Annotated in this window: 22 protein-coding genes and 1 pseudogene; 5 read left to right on the top strand and 18 right to left on the bottom strand. The window is 63.5% G+C overall.

The genetic code is table 11. The annotated features are described in order from the left end of the window. Positions 1 to 4 precede the first annotated feature (4 nt). The 5 genes and pseudogenes from OU02_RS05050 to OU02_RS08915 all read right to left on the bottom strand — a co-directional run. Entirely contained in the window at positions 5 to 706 is a 702-nt protein-coding gene (locus OU02_RS05050) for an ABC transporter ATP-binding protein (RefSeq protein WP_033489132.1), read from the bottom strand. Positions 707 to 905: 199 nt separating this feature from the next. Then, entirely contained in the window at positions 906 to 2354 is a 1449-nt protein-coding gene (locus OU02_RS05055; RefSeq protein ID WP_101428207.1) for an amino acid permease, read from the bottom strand. A gap of 116 nt (positions 2355 to 2470) precedes the next feature. Beyond that, a complete protein-coding gene (locus tag OU02_RS05060; protein WP_033489135.1) occupies positions 2471 to 3523 on the bottom strand; it encodes a GmrSD restriction endonuclease domain-containing protein in 1053 nt (350 codons plus the stop codon). A gap of 384 nt (positions 3524 to 3907) precedes the next feature. Beyond that, a complete protein-coding gene (locus tag OU02_RS08855) occupies positions 3908 to 4498 on the bottom strand; it encodes a GH36-type glycosyl hydrolase domain-containing protein (protein WP_238552149.1) in 591 nt (196 codons plus the stop codon). A 78-nt stretch (positions 4499 to 4576) separates the two neighbouring features. Continuing rightward, positions 4577 to 5353, bottom strand: a pseudogene (locus OU02_RS08915) (glycoside hydrolase family 36 N-terminal domain-containing protein); the annotation flags it as partial. 182 nt (positions 5354 to 5535) lie between these two features. On the opposite strand from OU02_RS08915, the gene OU02_RS05075 reads away from it, so the two are divergent. Beyond that, a complete protein-coding gene (locus tag OU02_RS05075; RefSeq protein WP_033489136.1) occupies positions 5536 to 6261 on the top strand; it encodes a phospholipase D-like domain-containing protein in 726 nt (241 codons plus the stop codon). A 41-nt stretch (positions 6262 to 6302) separates the two neighbouring features. Further along, positions 6303 to 6950, top strand: coding sequence for a YesL family protein (locus tag OU02_RS05080; RefSeq protein ID WP_033489138.1), 648 nt, complete (start codon positions 6303 to 6305; stop codon positions 6948 to 6950). Here OU02_RS05080 and OU02_RS05085 read toward each other — a convergent pair. From OU02_RS05085 to OU02_RS05105, 6 genes are all read right to left on the bottom strand, one after another. Beyond that, positions 6916 to 7956 carry a LacI family DNA-binding transcriptional regulator gene (locus tag OU02_RS05085; RefSeq protein ID WP_033489140.1) on the bottom strand — a complete coding sequence of 347 codons (1041 nt, stop codon included), beginning with the start codon at positions 7954 to 7956 and terminating at the stop codon, positions 6916 to 6918. The two genes, OU02_RS05080 and OU02_RS05085, sit on opposite strands and share 35 nt — an antisense overlap. Positions 7957 to 8203: 247 nt before the next feature. After that, positions 8204 to 10333: a glycoside hydrolase family 2 protein gene (locus OU02_RS05090; protein ID WP_033489141.1), complete on the bottom strand. Its 2130-nt coding sequence runs from the start codon at positions 10331 to 10333 to the stop codon at positions 8204 to 8206. A 156-nt stretch (positions 10334 to 10489) separates the two neighbouring features. Further along, entirely contained in the window at positions 10490 to 11434 is a 945-nt protein-coding gene (locus tag OU02_RS05095) for a carbohydrate ABC transporter permease (protein WP_238552081.1), read from the bottom strand. Continuing rightward, complete coding sequence (locus OU02_RS08100; protein WP_241434872.1) at positions 11431 to 12231, bottom strand: carbohydrate ABC transporter permease; 801 nt, start codon at positions 12229 to 12231, stop codon at positions 11431 to 11433. The genes OU02_RS05095 and OU02_RS08100 overlap by 4 nt, the downstream gene beginning before the upstream one ends. After that, complete coding sequence (locus OU02_RS09040; protein WP_241434873.1) at positions 12231 to 12506, bottom strand: hypothetical protein; 276 nt, start codon at positions 12504 to 12506, stop codon at positions 12231 to 12233. Before OU02_RS09040 ends, OU02_RS08100 begins: the two co-directional genes overlap by 1 nt. Positions 12507 to 13345: 839 nt before the next feature. Continuing rightward, on the bottom strand, positions 13346 to 14728 hold the full coding sequence (locus tag OU02_RS05105; RefSeq protein ID WP_033489143.1) for a GH1 family beta-glucosidase: 1383 nt from the start codon (positions 14726 to 14728) through the stop codon (positions 13346 to 13348). Between the two features lie 271 nt (positions 14729 to 14999). Here OU02_RS05105 and OU02_RS05110 point away from each other — a divergent pair, with 271 nt between their 5' ends. The 3 genes from OU02_RS05110 to OU02_RS09045 are packed head-to-tail and all read left to right on the top strand — an operon-like array spanning position 15000 to position 17537. Further along, on the top strand, positions 15000 to 16103 hold the full coding sequence (locus OU02_RS05110; RefSeq protein WP_033489144.1) for a GDSL-type esterase/lipase family protein: 1104 nt from the start codon (positions 15000 to 15002) through the stop codon (positions 16101 to 16103). A 55-nt stretch (positions 16104 to 16158) separates the two neighbouring features. After that, positions 16159 to 17199 (top strand): sialate O-acetylesterase, encoded by a 1041-nt coding sequence (locus tag OU02_RS08105; protein WP_052110244.1) that lies wholly within the window; start codon positions 16159 to 16161, stop codon positions 17197 to 17199. Continuing rightward, positions 17196 to 17537 carry a hypothetical protein gene (locus tag OU02_RS09045; protein ID WP_052110245.1) on the top strand — a complete coding sequence of 114 codons (342 nt, stop codon included), beginning with the start codon at positions 17196 to 17198 and terminating at the stop codon, positions 17535 to 17537. Before OU02_RS08105 ends, OU02_RS09045 begins: the two co-directional genes overlap by 4 nt. A gap of 190 nt (positions 17538 to 17727) precedes the next feature. Here OU02_RS09045 and OU02_RS09050 read toward each other — a convergent pair whose 3' ends face one another. The 7 genes from OU02_RS09050 to OU02_RS05145 all read right to left on the bottom strand — a co-directional run bounded on the left by OU02_RS09050 (position 17728) and on the right by OU02_RS05145 (position 25030). Then, positions 17728 to 18144: an MFS transporter gene (locus tag OU02_RS09050; RefSeq protein WP_162473072.1), complete on the bottom strand. Its 417-nt coding sequence runs from the start codon at positions 18142 to 18144 to the stop codon at positions 17728 to 17730. Next, positions 18092 to 18988, bottom strand: coding sequence for an MFS transporter (locus OU02_RS08110; protein WP_080745823.1), 897 nt, complete (start codon positions 18986 to 18988; stop codon positions 18092 to 18094). The genes OU02_RS09050 and OU02_RS08110 overlap by 53 nt, the downstream gene beginning before the upstream one ends. 387 nt (positions 18989 to 19375) lie before the next feature. Next, entirely contained in the window at positions 19376 to 19888 is a 513-nt protein-coding gene (locus tag OU02_RS09135; protein ID WP_024541467.1) for a GNAT family N-acetyltransferase, read from the bottom strand. Continuing rightward, positions 19879 to 20145 carry a type II toxin-antitoxin system TacA family antitoxin gene (locus OU02_RS05130; RefSeq protein WP_029675684.1) on the bottom strand — a complete coding sequence of 89 codons (267 nt, stop codon included), beginning with the start codon at positions 20143 to 20145 and terminating at the stop codon, positions 19879 to 19881. The genes OU02_RS09135 and OU02_RS05130 overlap by 10 nt, the downstream gene beginning before the upstream one ends. A gap of 147 nt (positions 20146 to 20292) precedes the next feature. Further along, a complete protein-coding gene (ilvC, locus tag OU02_RS05135) occupies positions 20293 to 21354 on the bottom strand; it encodes a ketol-acid reductoisomerase (RefSeq protein ID WP_033489146.1) in 1062 nt (353 codons plus the stop codon). Positions 21355 to 21746: 392 nt separating this feature from the next. After that, positions 21747 to 23120 carry an MFS transporter gene (locus OU02_RS05140; protein ID WP_033489147.1) on the bottom strand — a complete coding sequence of 458 codons (1374 nt, stop codon included), beginning with the start codon at positions 23118 to 23120 and terminating at the stop codon, positions 21747 to 21749. 338 nt (positions 23121 to 23458) lie between these two features. Then, positions 23459 to 25030: an MFS transporter gene (locus OU02_RS05145; RefSeq protein WP_033489149.1), complete on the bottom strand. Its 1572-nt coding sequence runs from the start codon at positions 25028 to 25030 to the stop codon at positions 23459 to 23461. Between the last annotated feature and the right edge of the window lie 87 nt (positions 25031 to 25117).

Consider the following 25117-nt stretch of genomic DNA (forward strand, 5'->3'; position numbering starts at 1 on the left):
CACCTCACCATTCGATGTCGCTGATCGGCGTCGGGTGCTCGTTGATCTCCTGGCTGATGACCTTGCCGGAACGGAAGCGGATGATCTTGTGCGCCATCGGCGCGAGCGCGGAGTTGTGCGTGATGATCAGCACGGTCATGTGCTCGTCGTGGCAGATGTCCTGCAGCAGCTGCAGCACCTCCTTGCCCGTCTCGTAGTCGAGCGCGCCGGTCGGCTCGTCGCACAGCAGCAGTTTCGGTTTCTTCGCCACCGCGCGCGCGATTGAGACGCGCTGCTGCTCGCCGCCGGACAGCTGCGCGGGGAAATTGTCGAGCCGGTCTCCCAAGCCCACTTTGTCGAGCGTCTGCTCGGGGTCGAAATGGTCCGCGCAGATCTGCGACGCGAGTTCGACGTTCTCGAGCGCCGTGAGATTGGGGATCAGGTTGTAGAACTGGAACACGAAGCCGATGTCGTTGCGGCGGTACGTGATCAGGTCGTGGTGGTTGAGATCGGTGATGTCGCGGCCGCCCACCACCACGGTGCCGCTCGTCGCGGTGTCCATGCCGCCCAAAATATTGAGCGCCGTCGTCTTACCCGCGCCGGACTGCCCGAGGATCACGCTCAGTTCGCCTTCGTCGGCAGTGAAACTCGCGCCGTCGAGCGCGCGGATCACGGAATCCCCCGCCGGATATTCCTTGACCACGTCATTGAATTCGATGTATGCCATCGTGCGCTCCTTTCGCCCCGCTGCACAACCCAGTATCGTCGAGTTTTGGCGGCGAAACGCCGATTTTTCGGCAATACCCCACCGTCAGGATGCGCGGACGCGCCTGCCGCACGCCGCACAAATCGCAAATACCAGCCGTATTTGCGATTTGTGCGGCGCAGAATGACGAAAACAGCGAATACAAGCAGCGGCGGCGCACTCAGCGCCGGGGCCGCTGCGTGAGCGCGTAGGCGGCGAACAGCACAGCGAGCCAAACCACGCCGGCGATGAGCGCGATGCGGTAGCTCGGCGAGAAGCACATGAGCACCGCCACAAGCGCGAGGAACGCGATGATCACATACGGCATCCAACGCCAGCCGGGCAGCTTGAACTGGATCTTCGCGAGCGCCTCGTCACCGCGCAATCCGCGCAGTTCGCCCGGCCCGTCGCCCGCCGCCACACGCTTGCGGAACAGCATTTCGGTGATCATGATCATCGTCCAGTTGATGATCGCGGCGATCGTGGCGATCGACATCAGGTAGTTGAACGCGAACTGCGGCCACAGGAACACAACAACCACCGCGACCACGGTGACGGCGGCGCTCGTCAGCACGGCGGCCACCGGCACGCCGCGCTTGTTCACGCGGCCCAAGTACGCCGGCGCGTTGCCCTGGCGCGCGAGCGAGAACAGCATGCGCGAGTTCGAATACAGCGCGGAATTGTAGACGCTCATGACCGCTGTGAGGCACACGAAATTGAGGATGCCGGCGGCCACCGGCACGCCGACCGAGTCGAAGATCTGCACGAAGGGGCTCATCGTGCCGTCGATACGGTCCCACGGAACCACGGCCATGATGATGCCGAGCGCGGCCACGTAGAACACGAGGATGCGCCAGATGATGCCGTTCGTGGCCTTCGGGATCGTCCTGCGCGGGTCTTCCACTTCGCCCGCCGTGACGCCGATGAGTTCGGTGCCGCCGAAGCTGAACATGACGACGACGAGCGCCATCAGCAGGCCGGCCCAGTGCCCGTCGCCCGCGCGCGTGAGTGCGCCATGCGGGAAGAAGCCGCCGTCCACCGTGAACCAGTTCGCGAACGATGCGCGCACACCGGAGTCGGTGGGCAGATTGGCGATGATCACCCATAGACCGCCGGCGATCATCGCGATCACCGCCACGATCTTGATCAGCGCGAACCAAAACTCGAACTCGCCGAATTCACTGACGCCGAACAGGTTGAGCACGGTGATCAGCACGAGGAAGAACGCCGCGGAGGCCCACTGCGGAATGTTCGGGAACCAGTAGTTCACGAACGAGCCGACAACCGCCAGTTCGACCATCGAGACGAGCACATAGTTGAACCAGTAGTTCCACCCCGAGATGAACCCGGCGCGCTTCGACCAGTAGCGCGACGCGTAGTAGCTGAACGCACCCGCCTTGGGGTCCTCGACGCTCATTTCGCTCAGCGCGCGCACAATCATGAAGATCGCGGCGCCGCCGATGAGATATGCCAACAAAATCGACGGTCCGGCGAGCGCAATCGATTCGCTCGAGCCGTAGAACAGGCCCGTGCCGATCGCGCCACCGAGCGCGATGAGCTGGATATGCCTGTTTTTCAATGATTTGCGCAGCTGTTGTGGCTGCTCACTCACTTCGGGTGTGGAGGCCATGGTCGTCCTTTGGTATCGCGGCGCGCTCCGCGCCATGAAATATGCCGCCGCTTATTCTATGAACGCGTTGTTACGGTTAGGCGCGCAGCGGATTCGGCGGAAGGACGGCCATGTTCTCACTCGCAGGCGATGCCGTCGCCATCGCGGTCGAGCTTCGAGCTGTAGCCCGGTTCGCCCTGATGGAGCGGGGCCTTGCCAGCGGCGCGCACGGCGGTACAGTTCTTGTAATACACGTTCGTGTCTTGCTGTGCGGGCTGCAGCGCAGGTTCTTGCGTGGGGGCTGGCTGCGGCGTCGGCACTTCCTGCGTGGGTTGCGGTTCGACCGTCTGCGCCGGCTGTTGCTCGGCCTGTACCGGAGTGATCACACCGCCGTCCGCGGGAATGGTTTGCGTTGGGCAGGTGGCGAGCACGTTCGCCATCGCATCGTGTTCGGCCTGCGTGACCCACAGGCGGTACTTCTGCTTGACGCCGATCTGCCGCGCCACATACTCGCAGCGGAACCCGGTGTTCGCGGGAAGCCATGTGGCCGCGTCGCCATCCGACTTGCGCTGGTTCGACGGGCCGTCCACCGCGAGCAGGTTGTATGGGTCGTTCGCCAGGTTCCGGCGTTCGTCTTCGGTGAGCTGCTGTGCGCCTTTCTGCCACGCGTCGGACAACGCCACCACATGGTCGATCTGCACGGCGGCGCTCGTGTCCTGACCGCGCACGAAGTCGATGCGTGTGCCGGTATACGGATCCTGCAGCACACCGCTCGCCACCACACAGTCATGCGTGTTCGCCTTGTAGGTCTTGTCGGTCAGGTCGCGGTTGAGGATGTCGTTGCGGGTATCGCAGCCGTTGTGGTCCACGTCGGCCCATGCCGCGCCGAACTGGTCGCGGCTATACCCGGTCTTCGGCGCACGGCCCTTCACTGCAAGCGTGTCGAGCACGGTGAGCGCGTTGTCTTGCGCACCTTCCGGCGCCTGTCCGATCATATCCGCGGTGGATTGCTGTTCTTCCGCGGTTTGCGACGGCTCCGGCTCCGGCGTGGTGGTGGCCGAAGGCGAGCTCGTCGTTGAAGGCTGCGCGCTGGAGCTGGAGGTCGAATCGACCGGCGAGCAGCCAAAAACGGTGAGGAGCAAAGCGCCCGCGGACAGCGAAGCGGCAAGGGTGCGCCAAGTGGAGGCCATAGCTGGTTCTTCTCTTCTCTATGCAATATATGGAGCGAAAACAATCAATATGGTACGCCCGCCATGCCCATGCACGCGGGACGTCTCACATATGGTCACAAAACTTCCATATTGCGAACAGCCAAGGCATGAGTGACCGTATCTCGCTTACGCGAGTGCCCTAATCGGCCTAAGGCCGAGTATAGGGCCTGCAATTTGTTGAAATCGCACGGTGTTCAGGGCGCCATACTTGCTGGTGGAAGGTTTTGGGCACCCGCGTAAGCGAGATACAGCACCCCCATGCCGAAACAATGGTCCGCGGGCGATCATGCGACCGCCCGCGGACCATTGAGGAAAGAAAAGGAAAGAGATAAGAATCAGAAGTTCAGCGAGACATGCACCTCCTCAGTTCCGGGTGCCACGATCGGCACGGTGGTACCGCTGACGGGGCTTGCCGTCCACGGTCAGGGGAGCCTTGCCGGTGCGCCGCGCGTCGATCACATAGCGCACGCCGCGCCATCCACGCTCAATGTGCAACTCGGTGAACTGCGCGGGCAGGTGCGGTTCGAGGCGCAGGCCGTCGAATGTGGGCTGCACGCCCAGCAGATACTGCGAGACGTCCACGAAGGTCCATGCGGCCGTGCCGGTGAGCCACGAATTCTTGCCTTCACCCGGCGTCGGAGCCTCGGGACCGGCCACCATCTGGCAGTAGACGTACGGCTCGGTGCGGTGCACTTCGGAATACTGCTCCACATACGCGGGACATGTGCGCGTATACACGTTGAATGCTTCGCTGTCGTTGCCGATCTTGGCGTTGGCAATCGAAATCGACGGGTTGTTGTGGCAGAAGATGCCGCCGTTTTCCTTGTAGCCGCGCGGATACGACGAGATCTCGCCGAGCTCGATGCGGTAGGTGGAATACGCCGGCGCCAGGATCGCCGTGCCACAGCGGCATGTGAGCAGGTCCTTGGTGGACCGCAGCGCCTGCGCGGCCATGCCGTCAAGGCCGCGGTCGGACCACGAGAAGCACACCTGCGGCGTGGCGTAGTCGGAGCCGGGCAGCAGTTGGATCTCGCCGGGGCCCAGCAGTTCGCCCGCGCCGAGCAGCGGCTCGTGCTGCGGCAGGTTGTCGAGCCGGTAGGTCTGATTGCCGCTCCACGCCAGATGGCACGCCCAGACCTCGCCCGAGTCGAACAGCGGCCCACCGTCGCTCGCGATGAACAGCCACGGGCTTTCGTGGCTCGTCTTGCCATGGCGGCAGTCGCGCGTCACGGAACCGCGCGGCAGCGGGCCGGTCTGCGGCTATTTTTCGAGCGGCCAGCGGCCGGTGAACTGCGTGAGGTGGTCGGCGCGGCGCGGGACCGGCAGCACGGAGTCGAGCCAGTTCACCGTGAGCGGCTCGTCATGTTCCATGTCGATGTTGGTGATGCGCTCGTCCATGAGCACCAAGCCACCTTCGGCGAGGCGCAGCCGCACGTCGAGCCCCACAAGGTTGACAGCGTCTTTGGCGTGCACAAGCAGCTCGTGGCCGCCCTCCGCCACCTGCGTTTCGACCGCAGTCCAGCGCACGAACACGGGAGTGGTGCCGCGGTACGCCTCAAGCCCGGGGCGCCCGGCGAAGGCCTCGGCACCTTGCGGCAGCAACGACGGCCGCAGCGCCGCGTCCGGCTTTTCGGCGGGCGGCGTGACCTTGAGCGTCATCGCGTCGAGCGCGGCGAGTCCGTCTTCGGCGCTTGGCACACCGAAATTGCGGCCCCAGTATTCCACTTGCGGCATCTCGTTTTCCGGCGCCTTCAGCACAACGGCCACACCGTCGCGCCGCAATGCCACATGATTCCCGTTATCGAACATCGTTGTCTCCTAGCATGGCGGGTTCACCGGTTCAGTGTAGTTCGCGCGCCCCGCGGCTGTGCGGCGCGCGTGAAGGATTGACTTTTCCGCATAACCAGTATAAATTAAGCGTTTAAGTAAAGCAAACAGAACATCGTGTTCTGTGCGTTTCGCGGCACCGGAGCCGCAGTAAGGAGGACGCTATGCCGAACACCGACCGGCTCACCGACGCGCAACGCGAGGCGATCGACGCGCTCACTTCCGCCCCACAATACGCCGGTGTGTCGAAGTTGCGCATCTTCATGCGACTGCCCGCCAAGCACAAGGCCGCATATTTCCGCGAGCACTTCCTCGTGCCGTGCATCGCCGCGGTGATCGCAATCGCGCTGTGCACGTTCGTGATTGTGCGCATCGCCTCGCCGCGTGAACGGCCCGCCCTGTACGCGGCGGTCGTCGACAGCTCGCTGCCGTTGGGCGAGGCCACCAAACTCGAGCAATCCACCGAGCACGAGCTCGGCGCCGACGTGATCGTGGACGACTATTTCGACACCACGAAAGACGGCATCTCCAAACTGCAGACCATGATCTCGAGCGAGCAGATCGACGTGGTGATCGCGCCGCCGGGCGTGTTCAAGGAACTCGCTTCCTACGGCTATTTCAGCAATCTGCACGAGGCGCTCCCGGCCGCCGAATACGGCCAGCTGCACGCGTACACACAGGATTTCCGCGGATTCGACGATGCGCAGCTCGCCGACGACGTGGATGATTCCGGCAGTGGCAGGGGCGCCGCCGAACCCTACGGGCTCAAGCTTGAGCGTGCCGGCGAATGGCACCGGTACGCGGATGGCAGCGATGCGCTCGTGGGCATTGTGGCCAACACCAAGCAGCAGGCGAACGCGCAGCGGTTCATCGATTACCTGTACCACTAAGCCAGTCAGTCAACCACCACATCTACCCGAAGGAGCGCACGATGAGCGCAGGCATCTTCCGCCAGGACAACCCGTACAACACGATCATGGGCCGCATCGGCGACCTCGCCATGCTCTCGGTGGCGTGGATGGTCTTCTCGATCCCCGTCTTCATGATCGGCGCCTCCACATCCGCCGCGTGCGAAGTAGCGCGCGAGATCGTCGAAGACACCGACGAAGGCGTGTTTCGCACGTTCTGGCGCGCATTCAAGCGCCGTTTCGGCACGAGCTGCCTGTTCACGTTGCTGTATGCCGTGGTGTTCGGCCTCGGCGCGTTCGACCTGTGGTGGATCTCGCGCCAGTCGGGCGATTCCGCATCGATCTTCTACGGCGTCACCGTCACGGTGTTCGTGATCGTGGCCATGCTGCTCGCGTTCGTGCTGCCGCTTTCCGGCCGTAGCAAGCTCACAGTACGCGAGCAGATCGCGCAATCCGCACGCCTCGCGCTGATGAAGCCGCTCGTCGCGCTGCTCATTGTGGTGCTTGTGGCGCTGCCGATCGCGCTGATGGCGCTTGTGCCCGGCGCGATCATGTGGGTGCCGCTGCCGTGGGTGGTCCTTGGCTTCGGCGTCTCGTTCTGGGCGGCGATGCTCGCGACGTGCAGGGCCTTCGCCCTCAAGCCTGCTGACCGGCCGGCGCAGGACCAGTAGATTCGCGCACTTTCAGCACATACGGCGGCTCTTCGACGACGCCTACATCCTCGCCGTCGATGAGCTTGAGCATGAGCGAGGCGGCCATGTGGCCCGAGCGCACGATGTCGCGGTTGAGCGCGGTGATGCCCGGATGCGCCGCCTCGCACATGAACGAATCGTCCCACGACATGATCGACAGGTCTTCCGGCACCCGCACACCCTGGATGGCGGCCACGCCTTCGCCGGCAAGCGCCATCACGTCGTTGTCGTAGATGATCGCGGTAGGGCTTGGGTTCACGCTGAGCAGGCGGCGTGTGGCGTCGGCGCCCGAGGCGGGTGTGTAGTCGGTGTGCAGGCAGCGGTAGCGGATGCCGAGTTCGGTCGTGGCCTCCGAGAACGCGGCGTCGCGGATATACGAATGCCCGAGTTCCTCCGGACCCGCCACGCGCGCGATGCTGCGGTGCCCCAAGTCGTACAGGTGCCGCACGGCGAGCCCCACGGCCGTCGCGTCGTCGCTGGCGAGCGTGGGCAGGCCGGCGGTCAGCGACGCGTCGGCCACGGCGAGCACCGGCATCTGCGGGTTCTGCTTCATCGTCTCGATGCGGTTGTCGCCGATCTCCAGATTCAACAGCAGCATGGCGTCCACATTGCTTGTGGCGATCCAATCCCGGATGATCGCGTCCTCATCGTCATGGTCCATCGACATGCGCACGAGCAGCGAATAGTCCTTCTCCTCGAGTTCGGCGCCAAGGCCGGAAATCAGGCTCATCATGTATGGCTCGACCGCGAGCAGCTGCGGGTCGTAGCCCAAGACCAGGCCGATGCGCCGCGTCTTCGATTGCGCGAGTGACTGCGCCGCGCCGTTCGGCTTCCAGCCCAGTTCGCGCGCGACCTCGAGCACTTTCGCGCGCGTCGCCTCGGACACGCCCGGCTTGCCGTTGAGTGCGTACGACACCGCGCTGCTGGACACCCCCGAAGCCTTCGCCACATCGAAAATAGTCACCTTCGACTTCTGCACTGCCATGCTCCGCTCCTCATCTCCTCATCTTCAGCTCCGCGCCGACCGGTCGGGCTGTTCATGTTCAGTTGGCTGAACAACCGGTTACTTAACTAACTTAAGTCACGCGCTGTACGTTTGAGCTGTACGAATGAATCGCTTAAGACCATCGTACGCTCGCACCATGCATGCGCGCTGCGAGCCGAACGCGGCGTGCATAATAGGCAAGCAGGCAAAGGGCCCGGCGGCTACTGCGACCGCCGGGCCCCGGGACTCACCGCTTGAGGTCGTTCGCCGTGCGCAGCACGTTCGCCTCGGCGAAATCGGCCGGATCCCCGGTGTGGCTGGTCGTGATGTGCAGGGTGACCGTTTCGCCCGGCAGCAGGCTGACCATACCCTCGTCGACGCGTGCGGCGGGATCCACCTTGTCGACCATGCAGAACAGGTCGCGCACATACCCGCGCGCCGTGACGGTCAGCTCCACGCCGTCCGCGGTGCGCCCGGCGGTGGCGCTGAACGCGTCCGCCGGCGCGGCGAGCCGCTGGTCGATGATCTCCGCACCGTTGAAGATGACGCGCGGGAACGCATCGTCGGACGGCGTGGCCACGATGAGCTCGTTCGCCGGATCGCCGAACGTCGCAACGGATTCATCGAGCGGGAAGCCGCGATGGCCGGGCGCGCCGATCGTCACATCGTCAATCCGCTGCGTGGCGAGCACGTCGCCGGCGAGCGTGCTCCACGCGGGCGGCGCCTGGTAGCCGAATTCGTCGGCGAAGCGCGGCGTGTAGTCGGCATACACGGTGTAGTCGGCGCGGTTCCACGCGTCCCAGATGTGCATCGTGCCGTCGGTGTCCCAGTTGGCGTTCGTGAAGCGCGTGAAGCTCATCGGCGAGCTCGGCAGGTACACATGCGTCGGGTCCAGGTCGGCGAGCAGCTGCGGGAACAGCTCGGAGTAGTAATAGTCGCCCCACGGCTTTTCGCCGTAGCCGTAGTCGTTCGGCTTGCGGTCGTCGTCACGCAGGGCCTGCTTGTAGCCGCCCCACTCCGCGTAGGCCACGTAGTTCTCGTTCGAGCCGTTCCATACAATCAGGCTCGGGTGCGGGCTCAGGCGGATGATCTGCTCACGGGCCTCGGCCTCCACCTCTTCCTTCGTCTCGGCGTCTTCCGGGTACGCGGCGCACGCGAGCATGAAGTCATGCCACACCATGATGCCGTGCTCGTCGCACAGGTCGTAGAACACGTCGTCCTCGTAGATGCCGCCGCCCCAGATGCGCACCATGTTCGCGTTGGCTTCCACGAGGTCGCGGATGCCGCGCTCGTAATCGCGCTTCGAGATGCGCGAGATGAAGGCGTCGTCGGGGATCCAGTTGTAGCCGTGCGCGTGCACCGGCACGTCGTTCACGTAGATCTGGAACGGGCGGCCCACTTCGTCGGCGCGCGTGTCGACGTGCGTCGTGCGGAAGCCGATGCGGCCGCTCCATGCGGCCTGCAGGTCGGCACCGGCCGTGACCGAGACCGCGTAGAGCGGCTGGTCGCCGTAGCCGATGGGCCACCAGAGTTTCGCTTCGGGCACGGCGATCGTGATTGTCGTCTCGTTGCGGCCCTGATCCACGGAACCGTCGGCTTCGAGCATCGTGCCGTAGCCTTCGAGCGTCACGTGCACCGGCACGGGCGTCTGCTGGCTGTGCGCGTCCATCGGGCTCATGACGCGGCCTTTGCCGGCGCGCTCCACCACAACGTGCACGTTGAGGATGCCGGTGCCGTCCGCCGAGACGTCGACGAGCGGGCGCACCTCGGCGAGGCGCACGCCCGACCACGAGTCGATGCCGATTTCGCGCCAGATGCCGGCGTTCGCCACATCGATGCCCCAGTCCCAGCCGAAGGTGTAGCTCGGCTTGCGGATCTGGCTGAACGCGTGGTGTTCGGTGTGCGGGTAGTAGCCGCGGCGCTGTTCGGCCTGGTCGGAGTAGCGCACGGGCGACATGAACGTGACGGTCAGTTCGTTCGCGCCGTCATGGAGCAGGCCGTTGATGTCGAAGCGGTAGCTGCGGTGGCAGTTCTCGGTCTGCGCCACCGGGTCGCTGTTGAGTTCGATCGTGGCGACGGTGTCGAGGCCGTAGACCACCAGGTCGTGGCGGTCCGCGCCGCCGTCATGCCAGTCGAAGCGGCATGTGAACCGCCAGTCGATGTCGCCGATCCACTGCTGCTTGGTCTCGTTGTCACCGTCGAACGGGTCGTCGATCAGGCCGGCGTTGAGCAGGTCGAGCGCGGCTTCCCCCGGCACCGTCGCGGGGATGCCCGAGACGAGCGGGTCGCACAGCTCGGCCGGCGCCATCTCCGGGTTCATCGCGGTGAGCGTCCAGCCGCTGTGCAGCGGTGCGAAAGTGGTTGGGGTGTGGGTCATGGTGGCCTCCTTGATGGGGTCTGCGCAAGCCTCTGCGTCGGGGGGCGGCAGATCGGATAAATGGGGAAAGAGTGGAGCCGTACCGACCGTCATTCGATCGGCACGGCTCCTGATGGTGAGGAAAGGGGAAAGAAACGTGTTGTTGCTGTGTGCGGATTACTCCTTGACCGCGCCTGCGGCGACGCCGTTGTAGATCTGCTTCTGGAAGATCAGGAACAGGATCAGGGCGGGCAGCAGCGTCACGATCACGCCGGCGCAGATCAGGTTGTATTTGCTGCCTTGCGGGCCGGTGAAGGCGTATAGCGAGATGGCGACCGTGCCGAGTTTCTGCTTGTCTTGCAGGTACAGGTTCGCGGCATAGTACTCGTTGTAGATGCCGACGCCCTTGAGGATCAGCGCGGTCACGATGGCCGGCTTGAGCAGCGGGAGCAGGATGCGCCCGTAGATCGTGAAGTAGCTCGCGCCGTCGATCATCGCGGCCTCATCGAGTGATATGGGCAGGTTCTCGAAGTATTGGATGAAGATGTAGATCGAGATGACATCCGTGCCCATCGACATGATGATGTAGCCCCACAGGGAGTTGATCATGCCGAGCGAGCCCATGATCTTGTAGACCGCCACCTGCATCGCGATGCCGGGGAGCAGTGCCGCGATCGTGAACGCGCCGCGGATGAACGCGTTGCCGGGAAACTGGAAACGGCTGAGCATATAGGCGAGCTGGGTGCCGATGATCGTGGTCATGAAGCAGACGCACACCAGCACAATGAAGCTGTTGCGGAACGCCACGGCCATGTTCGACAGCTTGAACGCCTCAGCGTAGTTGCTGAAGTTGAACCAGTTGTGCGGCATGGCCATCACGTTGCCGGTCTTGTATTCCGCGTCCGTCTTCGCGGCCGTCCACACGCACGAGACGAGGGGCAGCAGGATGCAGAACGTGATGAAGACGAGGCTGAAATACTTGAGGAAGACGAGGATCCCACGGCGCGCGTGGTACAGCGGGCCGACCTTCTTCACTTGGGTTTCCATGGCGGCTCCTTTCTCTGGGTCGCTGTGCATGGGGCTCATGTTGTTGCTGTTGGCGTTGACGGTTGCGCTGCTCATGACTCCACCGCCGTTTCCGCCTTGGCGCCCGGACCGTTCCTGAAGAGCGGCGCCGCGCTGACCGCAACCTTGTTCTGGTTGCGCAGGGCCTTCTTGCGGGCCTTTTCCACCTTCTGGGCGTGCTTGCGGGCCTTGGCGGTGCCGTCGTCCGCGTCACGGAACAGGTAGTTCATCACGACCTTCTGGATCAGTGCGCAGATCATGATGATCACGAGCAGCACCACGGCCATCGCGGAGGCGAGGCCGACCTTCTGGTCGGAGTGCGCGATCTTGTCCATCTGCACAAAGAAGGTGCCGGTGCCGTTGGCGCCCGAGGTGATGACGTACGGCGCCTCGAATGCGGAAAGCGAGCCGGTGATCGAGAGGATGATGTTGAGCACGAGGATCGTCTGGATGCCCGGCAGGATGATGTGCTTGAACTGCTGCCACTTGTTGGCGCCATCGATCTCCGCGGCCTCGTAAAGCGAGCCGTCGATCGACATGATCGCGCCGATGAAGAGAATCATCGTCTGGCCCAGGTACCTCCACACTGAGGAGGCCACGAGCGACCAGTTGTTCACCTTCTGGTCACGCAGCCAGTACGGCAGGTTGTCGAGGCTGAACCCGCACCACTGGAGCACCGAGTCGAGCACGTAGCCGCGGGTGTAGAAGAACTTGAAGATGAAGCCGATGGCGATGCCGTTGATCAGGTAGGGGAAGAACATGGCGCCCTTGAAGAAGCTGCCGCCCTTGACCTTGAAGGCGAGCACGGTGGCCAGGTAGAGGGCGAGGGCGACCTGGATCAGCGCGCCGACCATTAGTACAGCGAAAGCTTGAGCGTGGCGAGCAGGTCCGGGCGGGTGAAGATGTCGGTGTAGTTCTTCAGGCCGATGAACTTGGGGGTGCCGATGTACTTCATCTTGTAGAAGCTGTATCCGCACATCTGGAAGAACGGCAGATAGGTGAACACAACGAGCAATGCAATGGGGAGCGCGCAGAAGAGGACGATGATGCCGATCTTCTTCCAGTCGCGGGGCTGCTTGTTGAACGGAACCGCCTCGGCGGTGCTCACAGCCGGTTGTGAGGTAGTCATGATGGTCTCTGTTCCTTCCTTATCCAACCGCGAATGCTGTGGGTTCGCGGCCCCGTTGGGGATTCAGCCATGAATCCCGCCCGGGTATCCACCTCAGGCTTCTCTGCCTGCCTGTGATAAGCGATGCCACATAATATATCGCTGTGATTTCAGTTTGTCAAGCGCTTAAGTAGTTCCGTCATGCCTACGCGTGCTCAGCATAGCTCAAATGCCATGCAATCGTTGTCATTAATATAACCATTTTCCCAATGTTTTCAACAATTATCGCCTGCAAACACCGCATCGACCGCCTTCCCTTGCCGTCAACTCCATTTTCACGTTGTAGTCAAAAAGCATTAAGCGCTTCACGAATTCGGCGTGTCTCAATGTGCCGCCGATGTACAGCGCACCTGCTCACTTCATATATAGGACCACGAAGATGAGCGTATAGGAACCGAGCGTGTTGTCTATCCTGTCGGCACCATGTTGTGACAGCAAGCGCACCGGTCTGTCTGCATTGGGGGCGCCCATTGATATGCGCGCTTTTCCTTGGCGAGGCATATCTGTCTGAAATATCGGTACCCTTCCGTTTTTTCGGACAGTTATGAGGCGTATCTGTCTCAAAAATCGGTGCCGTTCCGTTTTTTTCGGACAGGTACAGACGGTTGTCATCCTCAGCGGCCTCGGATATGACTTTCGTCAGGGGTGCTCAGAGGCTCGTCGCCCACCGCCACAACGTGTTGCCGACAGGATGAACAACACGTTTTAGCTCCTCTATGCTCGAAGATGCCCCAGACACAACAACGGCTGCTTCCGGCGAAAAAGCCGGAAGCAGCCGTTGTAGGGAGCTGCGGATGCCATCAGCGCGCGCTATGGTCGGCGATGAAGCGGCGGTACCAGTCGAAGCTGTCTTTCTTGATGCGCTCCTGCGACTCGTAGTCCACGTAGGTCAGGCCGAAGCGCTTGCTATAGCCGAAGGCCCACTCGAAGTTGTCCATCAGTGACCACGCGAAGTATCCGCGCACATCGGTGCCCTCCTCGATCGCGCGGTACACCGCTTCAAGGTGTCGGCGCAGGTAGTCGATGCGGTCGTTGTCGTGCACCATCTTCACACCGTCGGTGCCCACTTCCACCTTGTCGGGGCACGCCATGCCGTTTTCGGTCACCACAAGCGGCATGCCCGGATAGTTGTCGTTGAGCCGCACAAGCGTCTCGTACAGCGCATCCGGGTCGATGTTCCACCCCATCTCGGTGTGCGGACCGGCCGTCGGCAGCCAGTCGACATCGCTCGCACCGGGCGCCGTGGACGCTTCCGTGCTCTGCGGGAACTGCGGGCGGTCGCTCATCTTCACCAGATTCGTGGAGTAATAGTTGAGGCCGAGCACGTCGATCGGCTGGTGGATGAGGTCGAGGTCGCCGTCGCACACGAACCCCCAGTCGCAGATGCCCTTCGTGATCGAGAACAGCTCGTCAGGGTAGCGCCCGCGCAGCATCGGATCAAGGAACACGCGGTTGCCGATGAGGTCCACGCGGTGCACCGCGTCGGCGTCTCCGCGGCAAATCTGCAGGTTGAGCGTCACGGACAGCCCCGGCTTCGCCCCGGCTTCGGCGCGCACGGCTTCGCACATGAGGCCATGGGCGAGGTTGAGGTGGTGCGCCGCGCGGAACGCAAGCGGCCCCGCGCCGAGGCCCGGCGCATGCTCGGTGCCGCCATAGCTCAGATGGGCCGAGCACCAGGGTTCGTTGAGCGTCGTGTACGTGTGCACGCGGTCCCCCAGGCACTTGGCCACGATGCCGGCGTAATCGGCGATCCTGTACGCCGTCTCGCGCTCGAGCCAGCCGCCCTCACGGCCGTCTCCAGACGCCATGTACTGCGGCAGGTCCCAGTGGTAGAGCGTCACGATAGGCGCGATGCCGTATTCGAGCAGGCGGTCGACGATCCTGCTGTAGAAATCAAGGCCTTCCTGGTTCGGCTTGCCATCCGGCGTGGGGATGACGCGCGGGATGCCGATCGAGAAGCGGTAGGCGTTCACCCCCAGGTCGCGCAGCAGCTTGAGGTCGTCTTCCCAACGGTGGTAGAAATCATCGGCCACATCGCCGGTGTCGCCGTTGAGCGTGTGGCCGGTGTGCGAGAACGTGTCCCAGATCGACGGCGTACGGCCGCCTTCGGCAACCGCGCCTTCGATCTGATACGCCGCGGTGGCCGTGCCGAACATGAATCCCTTGGGGAAGATCATCGTCATCGGTGATTCCTTTCTAGTTGGCGCCGCATGCTGTTATGCCCGTGCAGCTGGGGTGAGTGTGCGATAGCCCGGCAACCATTGCCTGCGCTTGCCTTGTTGAATAGATTATCAACAAACCATAACTATTCCAAATACTGTAGCGCTTCAGCATGTCGCGCCGGACGGCTTCGCTATCATCGATACCGGTGGACACACATAGGGTTATCGCCGATAATCGACAGTGCCCGGCGCACGTAAAACCCGCGCACACAGCCACACACAAAGGAGTGTCATGCAGTTCATCTCCGCCTCAGACGAGTCATTGCGCACCGAAGGCCGCATCACCGCCACCGCGGACGGCGACCAGCTGTGGGTCTACCCGTACACGCAGGCGCGCTTCCGCTTCACCGGCCGCACGCTCGCCGTACGCCTGCGCAACCATTGGAATTACGGCGACATCCGCCTCGGCGCGATCATTGACAACACGCAGTACAGCGTACGCATCCCCAGCCCCGCCGAGCCGGGCATGCCCGCGGGCTGCGCCGAAGACGCGGAGACCGGCATGCTCACGCTCACGATCGCCGACCACCTGCCCCCGGTCGAGCATGAGGCGGTCGTGTTCAAACGCCAGGACGGCGGCATGCATTATCTTGAGTTCGCCGGCGTGCTCGTCGACGACGACGCGCGTGTCGCCGGGCCCGCACAGCCACCGAGCGAGCGCCGCATCGAGATTTACGGCGATTCGGTGAGCTGCGGCGAGCGCAACGAGGCGGTGCTGTACACGGGCAAGGCCGACCCGGACGTGGATCTGTCGAGCTACAGCAACTCGTGGTATTCGTACGGCGCGATCGCCGCCCGCAAGCTCGGCGCGGACCTGCGCATCATCGCGCAGGGCGGCGTGCCGCTGCTCGACGGCATCGGCTGGTTCAACGCGCCCGACTACATCGGTATGGAGAGCATCTGGAACCGCGTGGCGTACAATCCCGCGCTCGGCGAGCCGGTCATGTGGGATTTCCGCGAGTATGAGCCGCACGTCGTCGTCATCGCGCTCGGGCAGAACGATTCGCACCCCAGCGATTTCATGGCGCGCGACTACACCGGCGAGACCGCGGCGCATTGGCGCGCGCGGTACGCCGACTTCATCCGCGCGCTGCGTGCGCAATACCCCGACGCGCACATCGTGTGCACGACGACGGTGCTTGAGCATGACGCGAACTGGGACCGCGCGATCGACGAAGTGGTGGCGGAGTGCAACGACCCGCAGGTCACACATTTCGCGTATTCGCGCGCGGGCACCGGCACGCCCGGCCACCCGCGCATCGTCGAGGACGAGGAGATGGCGCGTGAGCTGTGCGCGTATCTCGAGTCGTTCGGCGAAGAACTGTGGGAGCAGTGAGCGCGCCGAGCGCATATAGCCATTGAAAAACGGAATGGGACAGAGGAGCAACAGCATGGTCACAGTGACGGGAATCGCGCCGGGAGCGAGCGGAGCCACGGGCGGCGGCCCGCTCGCCGGGGCGGCGGACCGCACGCACAATGGCTTGCTGCACGTGGCCGCTGTGTTCAGTGACCATATGGTGCTGCAGCGCGAGACGCCAATCGCCGTGTTCGGCACGGCGCCGGCCGGCGAGCGCGTCGTGATCGACCTGACGGACGCGCAGGGTGTGACCGTCGCGCAGACGATGGCCACGGCCCAGACAGGCGGTGAGCATGAGACCGAGGCTCCGTGGCTCGCGATCCTGCCATCCCTGCCGGCAAGCGGACCGTATACCATGCGTGTTTCACATGAAACAGACCGTTTGGATTTCACCGATGTGATGATCGGCGAAGTCTGGCTCGCCGGCGGGCAAAGCAACATGGAGCTCGAACTGCACACGAGCGAACATGGCGCCGAGGCGATTACCGCGGCATCCGATCCACTGCTGCGCTTCTATAACACGCCCAAGGCCGGCCGCATCGACGAGGCCGCGGAGTCCGCTTCCGGCTGGAAGCCGGCGGTGACACCGCAAGTCGCCGGCATGTCGGCGGTCGCCTACCATTTCGGCGCCCGCCTGCGCGCGCAGTTCGGCGCGGATGTGGCCGTTGGTATCATCGACTGCTACATCGGCGGCACGTCGATCACCAGCTGGATGAGCCGCGCCACGCTCGTCGGCTCCGACGCCGGCCGCCCCTACGTGGAGCGGTACGAAGCGGCGATCGCAGGCAAAACCGAGGAACAGATGCGCGCGGAGGCCCACCACTGGCAGACGGTGTTCGACCAGTGGAACAACGACGTCGCGGCGAAGACCCGCGGCACTGGCCCGTCATCCGCGCGGCGCAGCTCGATGCGAGCGAGACGCTCGACGACGTGCTGCTCGTGTGCACGATGGACTGCGGCGAGTTCGACAACATCCACCCGCTCGACAAGGCGACCGTCGGCACGCGCATCGCGGACATGGCGTTGCGCGGGGTGTACGGGCGCGCGGACATTGAGGCGGAAAGCCCGCGCGTGACGAGCGTGGCGCCGGCGGAGGGCGGCGCGCTCGACGTGACCTTCACCAACGCGCGCGGACTGCACTGGCGCGGCACGACGCCTGACACGATGCGCACGGCGGCCCATGAGAGCGGTGCGCGCGCGGCCGGTGAATCGGGGTTCGAAATCGCCGGCGCGGATGGTGCATATGTGGACGCGGGCGCGCGGATCCTGCCCGGCGCCGGCGAACGCGTGACCGTGCGCGTCGAGGCATCGCAGATCGACTCCCCCACTGCCGCGCGGTATGCGTGGAAGAGCTGGGGCCCGGCGCCGCTGTTCAATGGCGCCAACCTGCCGGCGCTGCCGTATGCGGGGTAGTGCTCGGCGCGGTGGCCGTGGTGCCCGTGGTGGTCACGCCACGCCAACCCCTCTTCGTTATGGGTAGTGGCTCTTGCTGCTTCGGGTAGTGCAAAACGGGTCATATCATATTGTTTTCCGATAAATACGCACTACCCGTAGCGGAAGAAACACTACCCATAGCGGAAAACGAAAGGGTGCGCCAAGACGGCTATCTCACTTTGCGCGCCCACCGTTTATCCACCCGCAGCAGCCACACACCGAACGGGATTGTCAGCACACCACCCACGACGAAGATCACACGCACGTCCACCACATCGGCGAGCGGACCGAACACGAGCATGCCGAGCGGTGTGCCGAATCCGGAGAACGTGGTGAGCAGCCCGAAGACGCGTCCCTGCATGTCGGATTCGGTCTCCTGCTGCAGCAGCGTGTATGTGGGCGATGTGCCGATCGCCGTGCTTACGCCGATGAGGAAATCGACGAAAAGATAGAGGAGCAGCGTCGGTGCCAGTCCGAGTGCGCCCGTGCCTATGCCCATGCCGAAGAACGCGGCGGCGAGCAGCGCCATGTTGTCATGGAATAGTTTCGCGCCGACCGTCGCCAGCAGCGCGCCGCCGACCACCATGCCCACGCTCCACGCCATCTCGTTCGCGGCGAGCTTGTCGGAGGCGGTTTCGAGCACGGTGAATCTTAGGTCGAGGGTTTGCCCCCTGGAAACCGCGGTTCATGAGCAGCAGGGTGAGGTTCATCGGCGCGATGTTGACGAAGCACACGAGCGCGTACGAGATGAGCACGCTGCGGATCCGCGGGTAGCGCCACGCGTAGCGCAGCCCCGCGCGCATCTCGGTGCGGACCGATGGTGCTTCATTCGACCGCGTGCGCGCCGCGCTCTGCACACGGATCAGCGCGACGAACGCAATGCCGATGACGGCGGTCGTCACATCGACGTACAGGATCGCCCACAGCGGCATGATGTTGATGAGCACGGCCGCGATCGCGGGCGCGGCGATCATGTTGACCGACTGGATCGTGCCGTTGATCGAGTTGACACGCAGCAGTTTCTCCTCGGGCGTGATGTCGGGGATGAGCGACTGCACGGCGGGCGTCTGCACGCCCCCGCCGGCCGAGCGGATCATGAGGATGACGAAGAACAGCGCAAGCGCTTCGCCGCCGTTGGCGATGGACAGCGCCAACGCGACGGTCGCCAGGGCGATGAGCGCGTCGGGCAGCATGATGAGCGCCTTGCGGTTCCAACGGTCGGCCCACACGCCGCCGAACAGGGAGACAATCGCCTGCGGCAGGGCGGCGCACAGTGTCGTCACGGTCATGACGGCGCCGGAATCGGTGCGCATGGCGAGATGCCAGACAATCGCGTATTGCACGACGCTCGACCCGATGAGCGAAAGCGTCTGCCCGGCAAGCAACAACGCGACCCGGGTGCGCCATGATTGCAGATGTGTTGTGGTCATGATGGTTCATTTCCTCGATGAAGCGGCGGTCTGCGCGCATGCGAGGCAAGGCCCGTGATCACGGGCGTTTCCTGAACATCGATTGGTGGCATGCTGCGGCAGACGCCAGCCGACCGGCTGCGCCGCATATGATTCATTTGGTTGGATGCATCCGGATCACCGGATCACGGAAGGCAGAGGATGCGCATCAATGCGCGCAGGGGACGCCCGCTGCAACCTTCGCCATCATGGCTCTTCCACACATAAAGCACCAATGTAGCAGTGCCTTGCGGAATCCGTCAAACAAGTGGAGCTGTTATACTTTTTTATACTTGTTATATTTGTTATAACTTTTGTGCCGCAACGCTGCGGATCTCGATATAGATAAGCGACTTCACATTCCAGTGCTCAATCAGGCCGTGGGTACTTGGGCATGCGGAAGTACATGTGTGAATCAGCCACGAACCCTTCGAATCCAAGCGACTCATAGAACGATGTGAGAGCATCGTTCAGCGGGTCCACGACCAGCGCGCGCACGCCGACCGACAACGCGAGCCGGAGCGTCCGGTCCACCGCATCGCGCACAAGCGCCTTGGCCAATCCCTGATGCTGGAACTGCCGTGCAACCGCAAGCTGCCCAAGGAGCACAGTAGGGATCAGTATGGGCGCATTGCGCCGCATCCATGGCGCATGCGTCTCACTGCGTACGACCGTTGTGGAGCTCAACGTATACACCCCCGCAAGTTCGCCATTCTGCGCACAGTGGGACAGATACAGCGCAGCACTCCCATTCCTATTGGACACATTGGCATGGCACCTCAGCCAATCGTCGATCTGCGGCGCCCCACAATCGAATACGCCGAAATCCACGGTTTGGCGAGCACGCTCAGGGCGGGTGAACGGCATCGGCATCACGCCCATTCCGGTTGGTAGGCAAGGAACTGTTTCTGTGCGTCGGTCAGCGGCTCATCCAGATGCTCAACAAACTCTTCGAAAGCCTCATCCGACAGTTGGATGATGTTGTTGGCATGCAGATCGCGCTTGGCATCGGCGAGAAGGTTGTTGATGCACCATGTGGTGAGGCGCGATCCAGTCGCGGCGCTCGCCCGTTCGATGAGCTGTTTTTCCTGTTCGGTAAGCCGCATGTCAATGCGAGCTGTTCGTGTAATCGTTGCCATGCCACTATTGTACGGTAATTTACCGTACAATCAAAATCGTACGGATGGCGCGTCCCCTCAATGCAAAGGTGGGGTGCACAACGGTTGTTGTGCACCCCACCTTGAAACCTAGGTTAGACTATCCGGCCTGCTGGGGCCGGGCTGCGATCACTCGGCGTCCTGAACCTGGGCGCGTGCGATCTTGCCGGTGAAGGAGTTGGCCTCGTCGGCGTCCTTCGCGGCCTCGTTGTTCCAGGAGAACATCGCGCGGAGCTTCGGGCCAACCTCCTCGATGCGGACGTTCGAGTACTCCTCCTGAAGCTGCTTGAACTTCGGGGCGCCAGCGGCCTGGTCGTCCATGAACTCCTGGGCGAAGGAGCCGTCCTGGATGCGCTTGAGGTGGTACTGCATGCGCTCACGAACGTGCTCGTCGATCACGGTGTTGACGTAATCGCCGTACTGGGCGGTGTCGGAGCAGCTCCAACGATCCTTGTTCAGACCGCCTTCGTTCATCAGGTCCACGATCATCTTGAGCTCGTGGCACACCTCGAAGTAGGCGATCTCCGGCTGGTAGCCGGCGTCGGTGAGGACCTCGAAGCCCATCTCGACGAGCTTGTTGACGCCACCAAGGAGCACGTTCTGCTCACCGAAGAGATCGGTCTCGGTCTCTTCCTTGAAGGTGGTCTTGATCGCGCCGGCGCGCAGGGCACCAAGGGCCTTGGCATAAGCGAGGGCCAGATCCCAGCCGTCGCCACGCGGATCCTGCTCAACGGCGGTCACGACCGGAACGCCACGGCCGGCCGCATACTCGCGGCGGACGATGTGGCCCGGGCCCTTCGGGGCGACCATGAAGACCGGGTGGTCCTCGGACGGCTTGATGTAGCCGTAGTGGATGTTGAAGCCGTGCGCGAAGGCCAGAGCGGCGCCTTCCTTGATGTTCGGCTCGATGTCGTTCTCCCAGATGCCCTTCTGATACTGGTCAGGGGCCAGGATCATGATCACATCGGCTTCGGCAGCGGCTTCCGGAACGCTCTTGACCTCCAGGCCCTGTTCCTTGGCGAACTCCACGGACTTCGAGTTCGGACGCAGGCCGACGACGACATCGACACCGGAGTCACGCAGGTTGAGCGCATGCGCGTGGCCCTGCGAGCCGTAACCGATGATCGCGACCTTCTTGCCGTCGAGGACCGAGAGATCGCCGTCGTCTTCGTACCAGATCTGTGCTGCCATAATTGGCACTCCTTTGTTGTCTGCGGCGCGGCCATCTTGGTCTGCCGCGATGCTTGTGTTGTTGTGTGTCTGTTACATGGACCGCACGCACCATGGTTTGGGACGGCAATCCGTGTACGCAAGTTTCCCACCGTGTTGGAGGTTTTGCCTCCAAAACTGAATCCTCATATTACTGAAATCCGCAGGTGCTTCCGCTTCAAGTCCATCTTTTGGATACCATTGACGCTTCGTTTTGGGATATGCACGGATTCTTTTTGAAAATGGCGCATATCCGCTGTCGCCTGTCCGAAATCAGCAAGACAATCGGCCCACATTGTGGACACTCTCTGCGCGGCCGCGCAGCCGCCACAACCTCCTTTCTCAACGCTGCGAACAGTGCACGTAGTTCAGGATCACTGCATGTAATCCACATCCCTGGTCTCATGGCACGTCAGAATCGCCACAAGGCAGCACAGCGCCATGACGCCCAAGTACAGCCCGACCGAACCGACGCCCCAATGCGACGAGAGCCAGGTGGCGACCGACGGGACGAACGCCGCGCCGATGATCGCCGCAAGGTTGTAGCCGATGCCGGAGCCGGTGTAGCGCACGTTGACGCTGAACAGCTCGGGCAACAGCGCACCGATCGGTCCGAACGCGACGCCCATCAGGGCGAAACCGAGGCATAGGAACACCATCGCGGCTGCGGTGTTGTGCACGCCGACGACGCTGCGGTTCATCAGCAGCGGGAACATCACCGCGAAGACGAGCAGCGCGAGCGACGATCCGATGATCACACGGCGGCGGCCAAGACGGTCGGCGAACACGCACGACAGCACGATGAACGCAGCGAACACGCACACGGAGACCATGAGCATCGTCATGTATTCCTTGGTGGAGAAGCCGAGTCCGCCGCCGCCCTGCGCGTCGCTTTTCGTGGCCCACGCGAGCGACCATGTGGCGAGCGTGTAGAACAGCGTGTATGTGACGGCCACAAGGAACGTCGCCTGCAGCACCTGCCGCCAGCTGGTGCGGAACACCTCGACGGCCGGCGCCTTGACGACGCGATTGCCCTGCTGTGCGGCCCGGAACGCGGGCGTCTCCTCCATATGCACGCGCACGAGCAGTCCCACGACCACCAGCAGTGACGACAGGAGGAACGGCACGCGCCAACCCCAGGCGAGCATCGCGGCGTCGTCGTTGTGCAGTTCGAGCAGCACGTACGTGCCATTGCACAGGAAGAAGCCGATCGGCGCGCCGAGTTCGGGGAACGAGCCGTAGAGCGCGCGCTTGTTCGCCGGCGCGTTCTCGGTGGCCACGAGCGCGGCGCCCGACCATTCGCCGCCGAGACCGATGCCCTGCACGAAGCGGCACAGGCACAACGCCAGCACGGCCCACACGCCCCATGCGTCATAGCCGGGCAGGCAGCCGATGAGGAACGTCGCGACGCCCATCGTCATGAGCGAAACGACGAGGGTCGCCTTGCGCCCGATCGAGTCGCCGAAATGCCCGAAGATAAGCGAGCCGACCGGCCGCGCGAGGAACGCGACGGCGAAGGTGACGAGCGAAAGCAGCAGCGCGACGGTCGGATTCGTCTTGTCGGAGAAGAACACACGCGGGAAATAGTTCGCCGCGGCGGTGCCATAGGCGTAGAAATCATAGAATTCAATCGTCGTGCCCACCATGGATGCGCCGATGATCGTACCCACCGACGAGTGCGCTGCGCGCGACGCCGGCCGGGCGAGAGTGGCTGCGGCGGATTCCGCCTCTGTTTCGACTGCGGTCATGAAAAACCTCCTGTTGATACGTCTGCATTCATGCTGCTGGGGCACAAACGCAAAGACCCCGCACACATGGCGGGGTCTGAGGTAGTTCACGATCCGTCCCCGCCACCATCGGCGGGGCTGTGTTCGGATATACGAATCAGCTCGCCGATGGCGAGATAATAATTCGTACAATCTGCAGTCGTGCATTACCGGCCATGACGAGCCTCCTTTCTTGTATCCTGCGTGGTCATCACGTTGGCACCGAACCTACACCGAGCCACCCTGCATCATCCTCGTTTATCCACATAGTGAGACAACTTCACCTGCAATACGGGCGGCTCGGCGATCAGGCAGCCACATCATCCCTGCTTGCGCGACGAGGCAATCGCCACAGCCGCGCACACCCCGGTGAGCGCGAACGCAACCGCCGCCCACAGGAAGACGCTCGAGAACGTGGCCGCATAGGCGAAGACGAATCCGCCGGCCGCAACACCGAGCAGACGCCCGAGCGTCGCGCTCGAATTGAACACGGCGAGATAGCCGGCCGTCCGGTCGAGCTGCGGCACCGAAGACACAGCAAGCGCCTGCAGCGCATCGTCGACCATGTGCACGGCGAATCCGCCGACACCCGCGAACACGTACAGGCCGGCCGTCGTATAGCTGACGAGCGGCACAACCGTGGCCACAATCGACAGCACAACACCCACGATGAGCACAAGCTGGTCGTTGTCCATTGATGAGCGGATCAGATCGGTGACACCTTCGCTCAACAGCGCCATCGCGCACGCCAGCAGGCCCATCAACGCGACCATGACCATCGTGGCGCGCAAATCGAGGCCGGCGCCGGCGCCGTGCATGTACCGCACGACGAACCAGACGAACGCGATCGCGAGCACTGCACCGGCCGACGCGAACAGGCGCGTCAGGCAGATCATGCGCCACGCGCGCGTCGGGTGCGGCACGCGCAGCGTCACGAACAGATCGTCGTTCGTCATCGGCTTGGCGCGCGAATAGACCGTAGACGATTCGCGCGGAATCACGAACAGTCCGGCGAGCCCGGCCACAAGCAGGGCGACCGCGCACAGGTCCATGCCTTCGGCGGGATTGTGCGCTATCAGCACGCCGAACCAGATGCCGAGCACGAGGCCGGCGAGCAGTCCGACCGTGCGCCACTTGCCCACGGCGTCGCGGAACTTGTCGGGGACGCGCTCGCCGATCGACGCGTGCAGCGCGCACATCATCGCGGCGAGTCCGATCTGCAGGAACGCCCAGACGATACCGACGGCGACCGGCACATGGCACGCGCCGAGCGCGAATGCGAAGATGACGGAGAGGATCGTGCCACCGGCGAACCAGGGCGCGCGCCTGCCGAACGGCGTGCGCGTGTGGTCGGACAGCGGCAGGAAGAAGACCGTGGCGATGAACGAGCACAGGATACCCACGCCCAGTACCCATGCGAGCGCGACAGCGCCGCCCACCGCGCCGCTTAGCGCATCGAGTTCCTGCGGCACAAGCGTGATGTTGAGCGCGGCGAGCGCGAAGGCGAGGAAGAACGCCGTGCACGCGAAGCCGATCTTCATGCGCAGGATCTCGGTTTTCGTGGGGCGGTAGCCGTTGGCGTCGACCATCGGGTCGCGCATGTCGAGGAATGCGGACTCGAGGTCGGGCACGGGCTCGTCCGCGGCGCCGACGGGCGCGGTGACGCCCATCGCGGCGGCCTGCACTTCCGGCTGGTCGGCGGCGGCCGGTGGTGTCTTCGGCTTCTGGCGCACGGCGAGACGCGCGACGGCCCGCTTGTCTTCGGCAGTGAGCGCCTTGTCGAGGTCAGGGCGGTCGTCGATGCCGGGGCGCACATAGTCGGAATTCGGGAACGGACGCGGCGCGGGGCGCTCGGCGTCGTTCGCATCATGTGACTGTGACTGATCGTTCATACGCACAACGATAACCGCAGCCGCACGGCGGTGGCCCCGTTACCGCCGTGCGCGCAGACGAATTCACACACCGGGAGCGCATATGCG

Source organism: Bifidobacterium pseudolongum subsp. pseudolongum DSM 20099, from assembly GCF_000771225.1.
Taxonomy (GTDB): domain Bacteria; phylum Actinomycetota; class Actinomycetes; order Actinomycetales; family Bifidobacteriaceae; genus Bifidobacterium; species Bifidobacterium pseudolongum.

Coding starts and splice junctions, on each gene's coding strand:
- OU02_RS05130 (WP_029675684.1), bottom strand. CDS start 20,145: ATGGCAACGATTACACGAACAGCTCGCATTGACATGCGGCTTACCGAA.
- OU02_RS05050 (WP_033489132.1), bottom strand. CDS start 706: ATGGCATACATCGAATTCAATGACGTGGTCAAGGAATATCCGGCGGGG.
- OU02_RS09040 (WP_241434873.1), bottom strand. CDS start 12,506: ATGACTACCTCACAACCGGCTGTGAGCACCGCCGAGGCGGTTCCGTTC.
- OU02_RS05110 (WP_033489144.1), top strand. CDS start 15,000: ATGCAGTTCATCTCCGCCTCAGACGAGTCATTGCGCACCGAAGGCCGC.
- OU02_RS05105 (WP_033489143.1), bottom strand. CDS start 14,728: ATGACGATGATCTTCCCCAAGGGATTCATGTTCGGCACGGCCACCGCG.
- OU02_RS08855 (WP_238552149.1), bottom strand. CDS start 4,498: ATGGCCGCGCAGGCGCTGCGGTCCACCAAGGACCTGCTCACATGCCGC.
- OU02_RS05095 (WP_238552081.1), bottom strand. CDS start 11,434: ATGAGCAGCGCAACCGTCAACGCCAACAGCAACAACATGAGCCCCATG.
- OU02_RS08105 (WP_052110244.1), top strand. CDS start 16,159: ATGGTCACAGTGACGGGAATCGCGCCGGGAGCGAGCGGAGCCACGGGC.
- OU02_RS05085 (WP_033489140.1), bottom strand. CDS start 7,956: ATGGCAGTGCAGAAGTCGAAGGTGACTATTTTCGATGTGGCGAAGGCT.
- OU02_RS08100 (WP_241434872.1), bottom strand. CDS start 12,231: ATGGTCGGCGCGCTGATCCAGGTCGCCCTCGCCCTCTACCTGGCCACC.
- OU02_RS08110 (WP_080745823.1), bottom strand. CDS start 18,988: ATGACCACAACACATCTGCAATCATGGCGCACCCGGGTCGCGTTGTTG.
- OU02_RS05145 (WP_033489149.1), bottom strand. CDS start 25,030: ATGAACGATCAGTCACAGTCACATGATGCGAACGACGCCGAGCGCCCC.
- OU02_RS09135 (WP_024541467.1), bottom strand. CDS start 19,888: ATGGGCGTGATGCCGATGCCGTTCACCCGCCCTGAGCGTGCTCGCCAA.
- OU02_RS05090 (WP_033489141.1), bottom strand. CDS start 10,333: ATGACCCACACCCCAACCACTTTCGCACCGCTGCACAGCGGCTGGACG.
- OU02_RS05060 (WP_033489135.1), bottom strand. CDS start 3,523: ATGGCCTCCACTTGGCGCACCCTTGCCGCTTCGCTGTCCGCGGGCGCT.
- OU02_RS09050 (WP_162473072.1), bottom strand. CDS start 18,144: ATGGTGGTCGGCGGCGCGCTGCTGGCGACGGTCGGCGCGAAACTATTC.
- ilvC (WP_033489146.1), bottom strand. CDS start 21,354: ATGGCAGCACAGATCTGGTACGAAGACGACGGCGATCTCTCGGTCCTC.
- OU02_RS05075 (WP_033489136.1), top strand. CDS start 5,536: ATGCCGAACACCGACCGGCTCACCGACGCGCAACGCGAGGCGATCGAC.
- OU02_RS05055 (WP_101428207.1), bottom strand. CDS start 2,354: ATGGCCTCCACACCCGAAGTGAGTGAGCAGCCACAACAGCTGCGCAAA.
- OU02_RS05140 (WP_033489147.1), bottom strand. CDS start 23,120: ATGACCGCAGTCGAAACAGAGGCGGAATCCGCCGCAGCCACTCTCGCC.
- OU02_RS05080 (WP_033489138.1), top strand. CDS start 6,303: ATGAGCGCAGGCATCTTCCGCCAGGACAACCCGTACAACACGATCATG.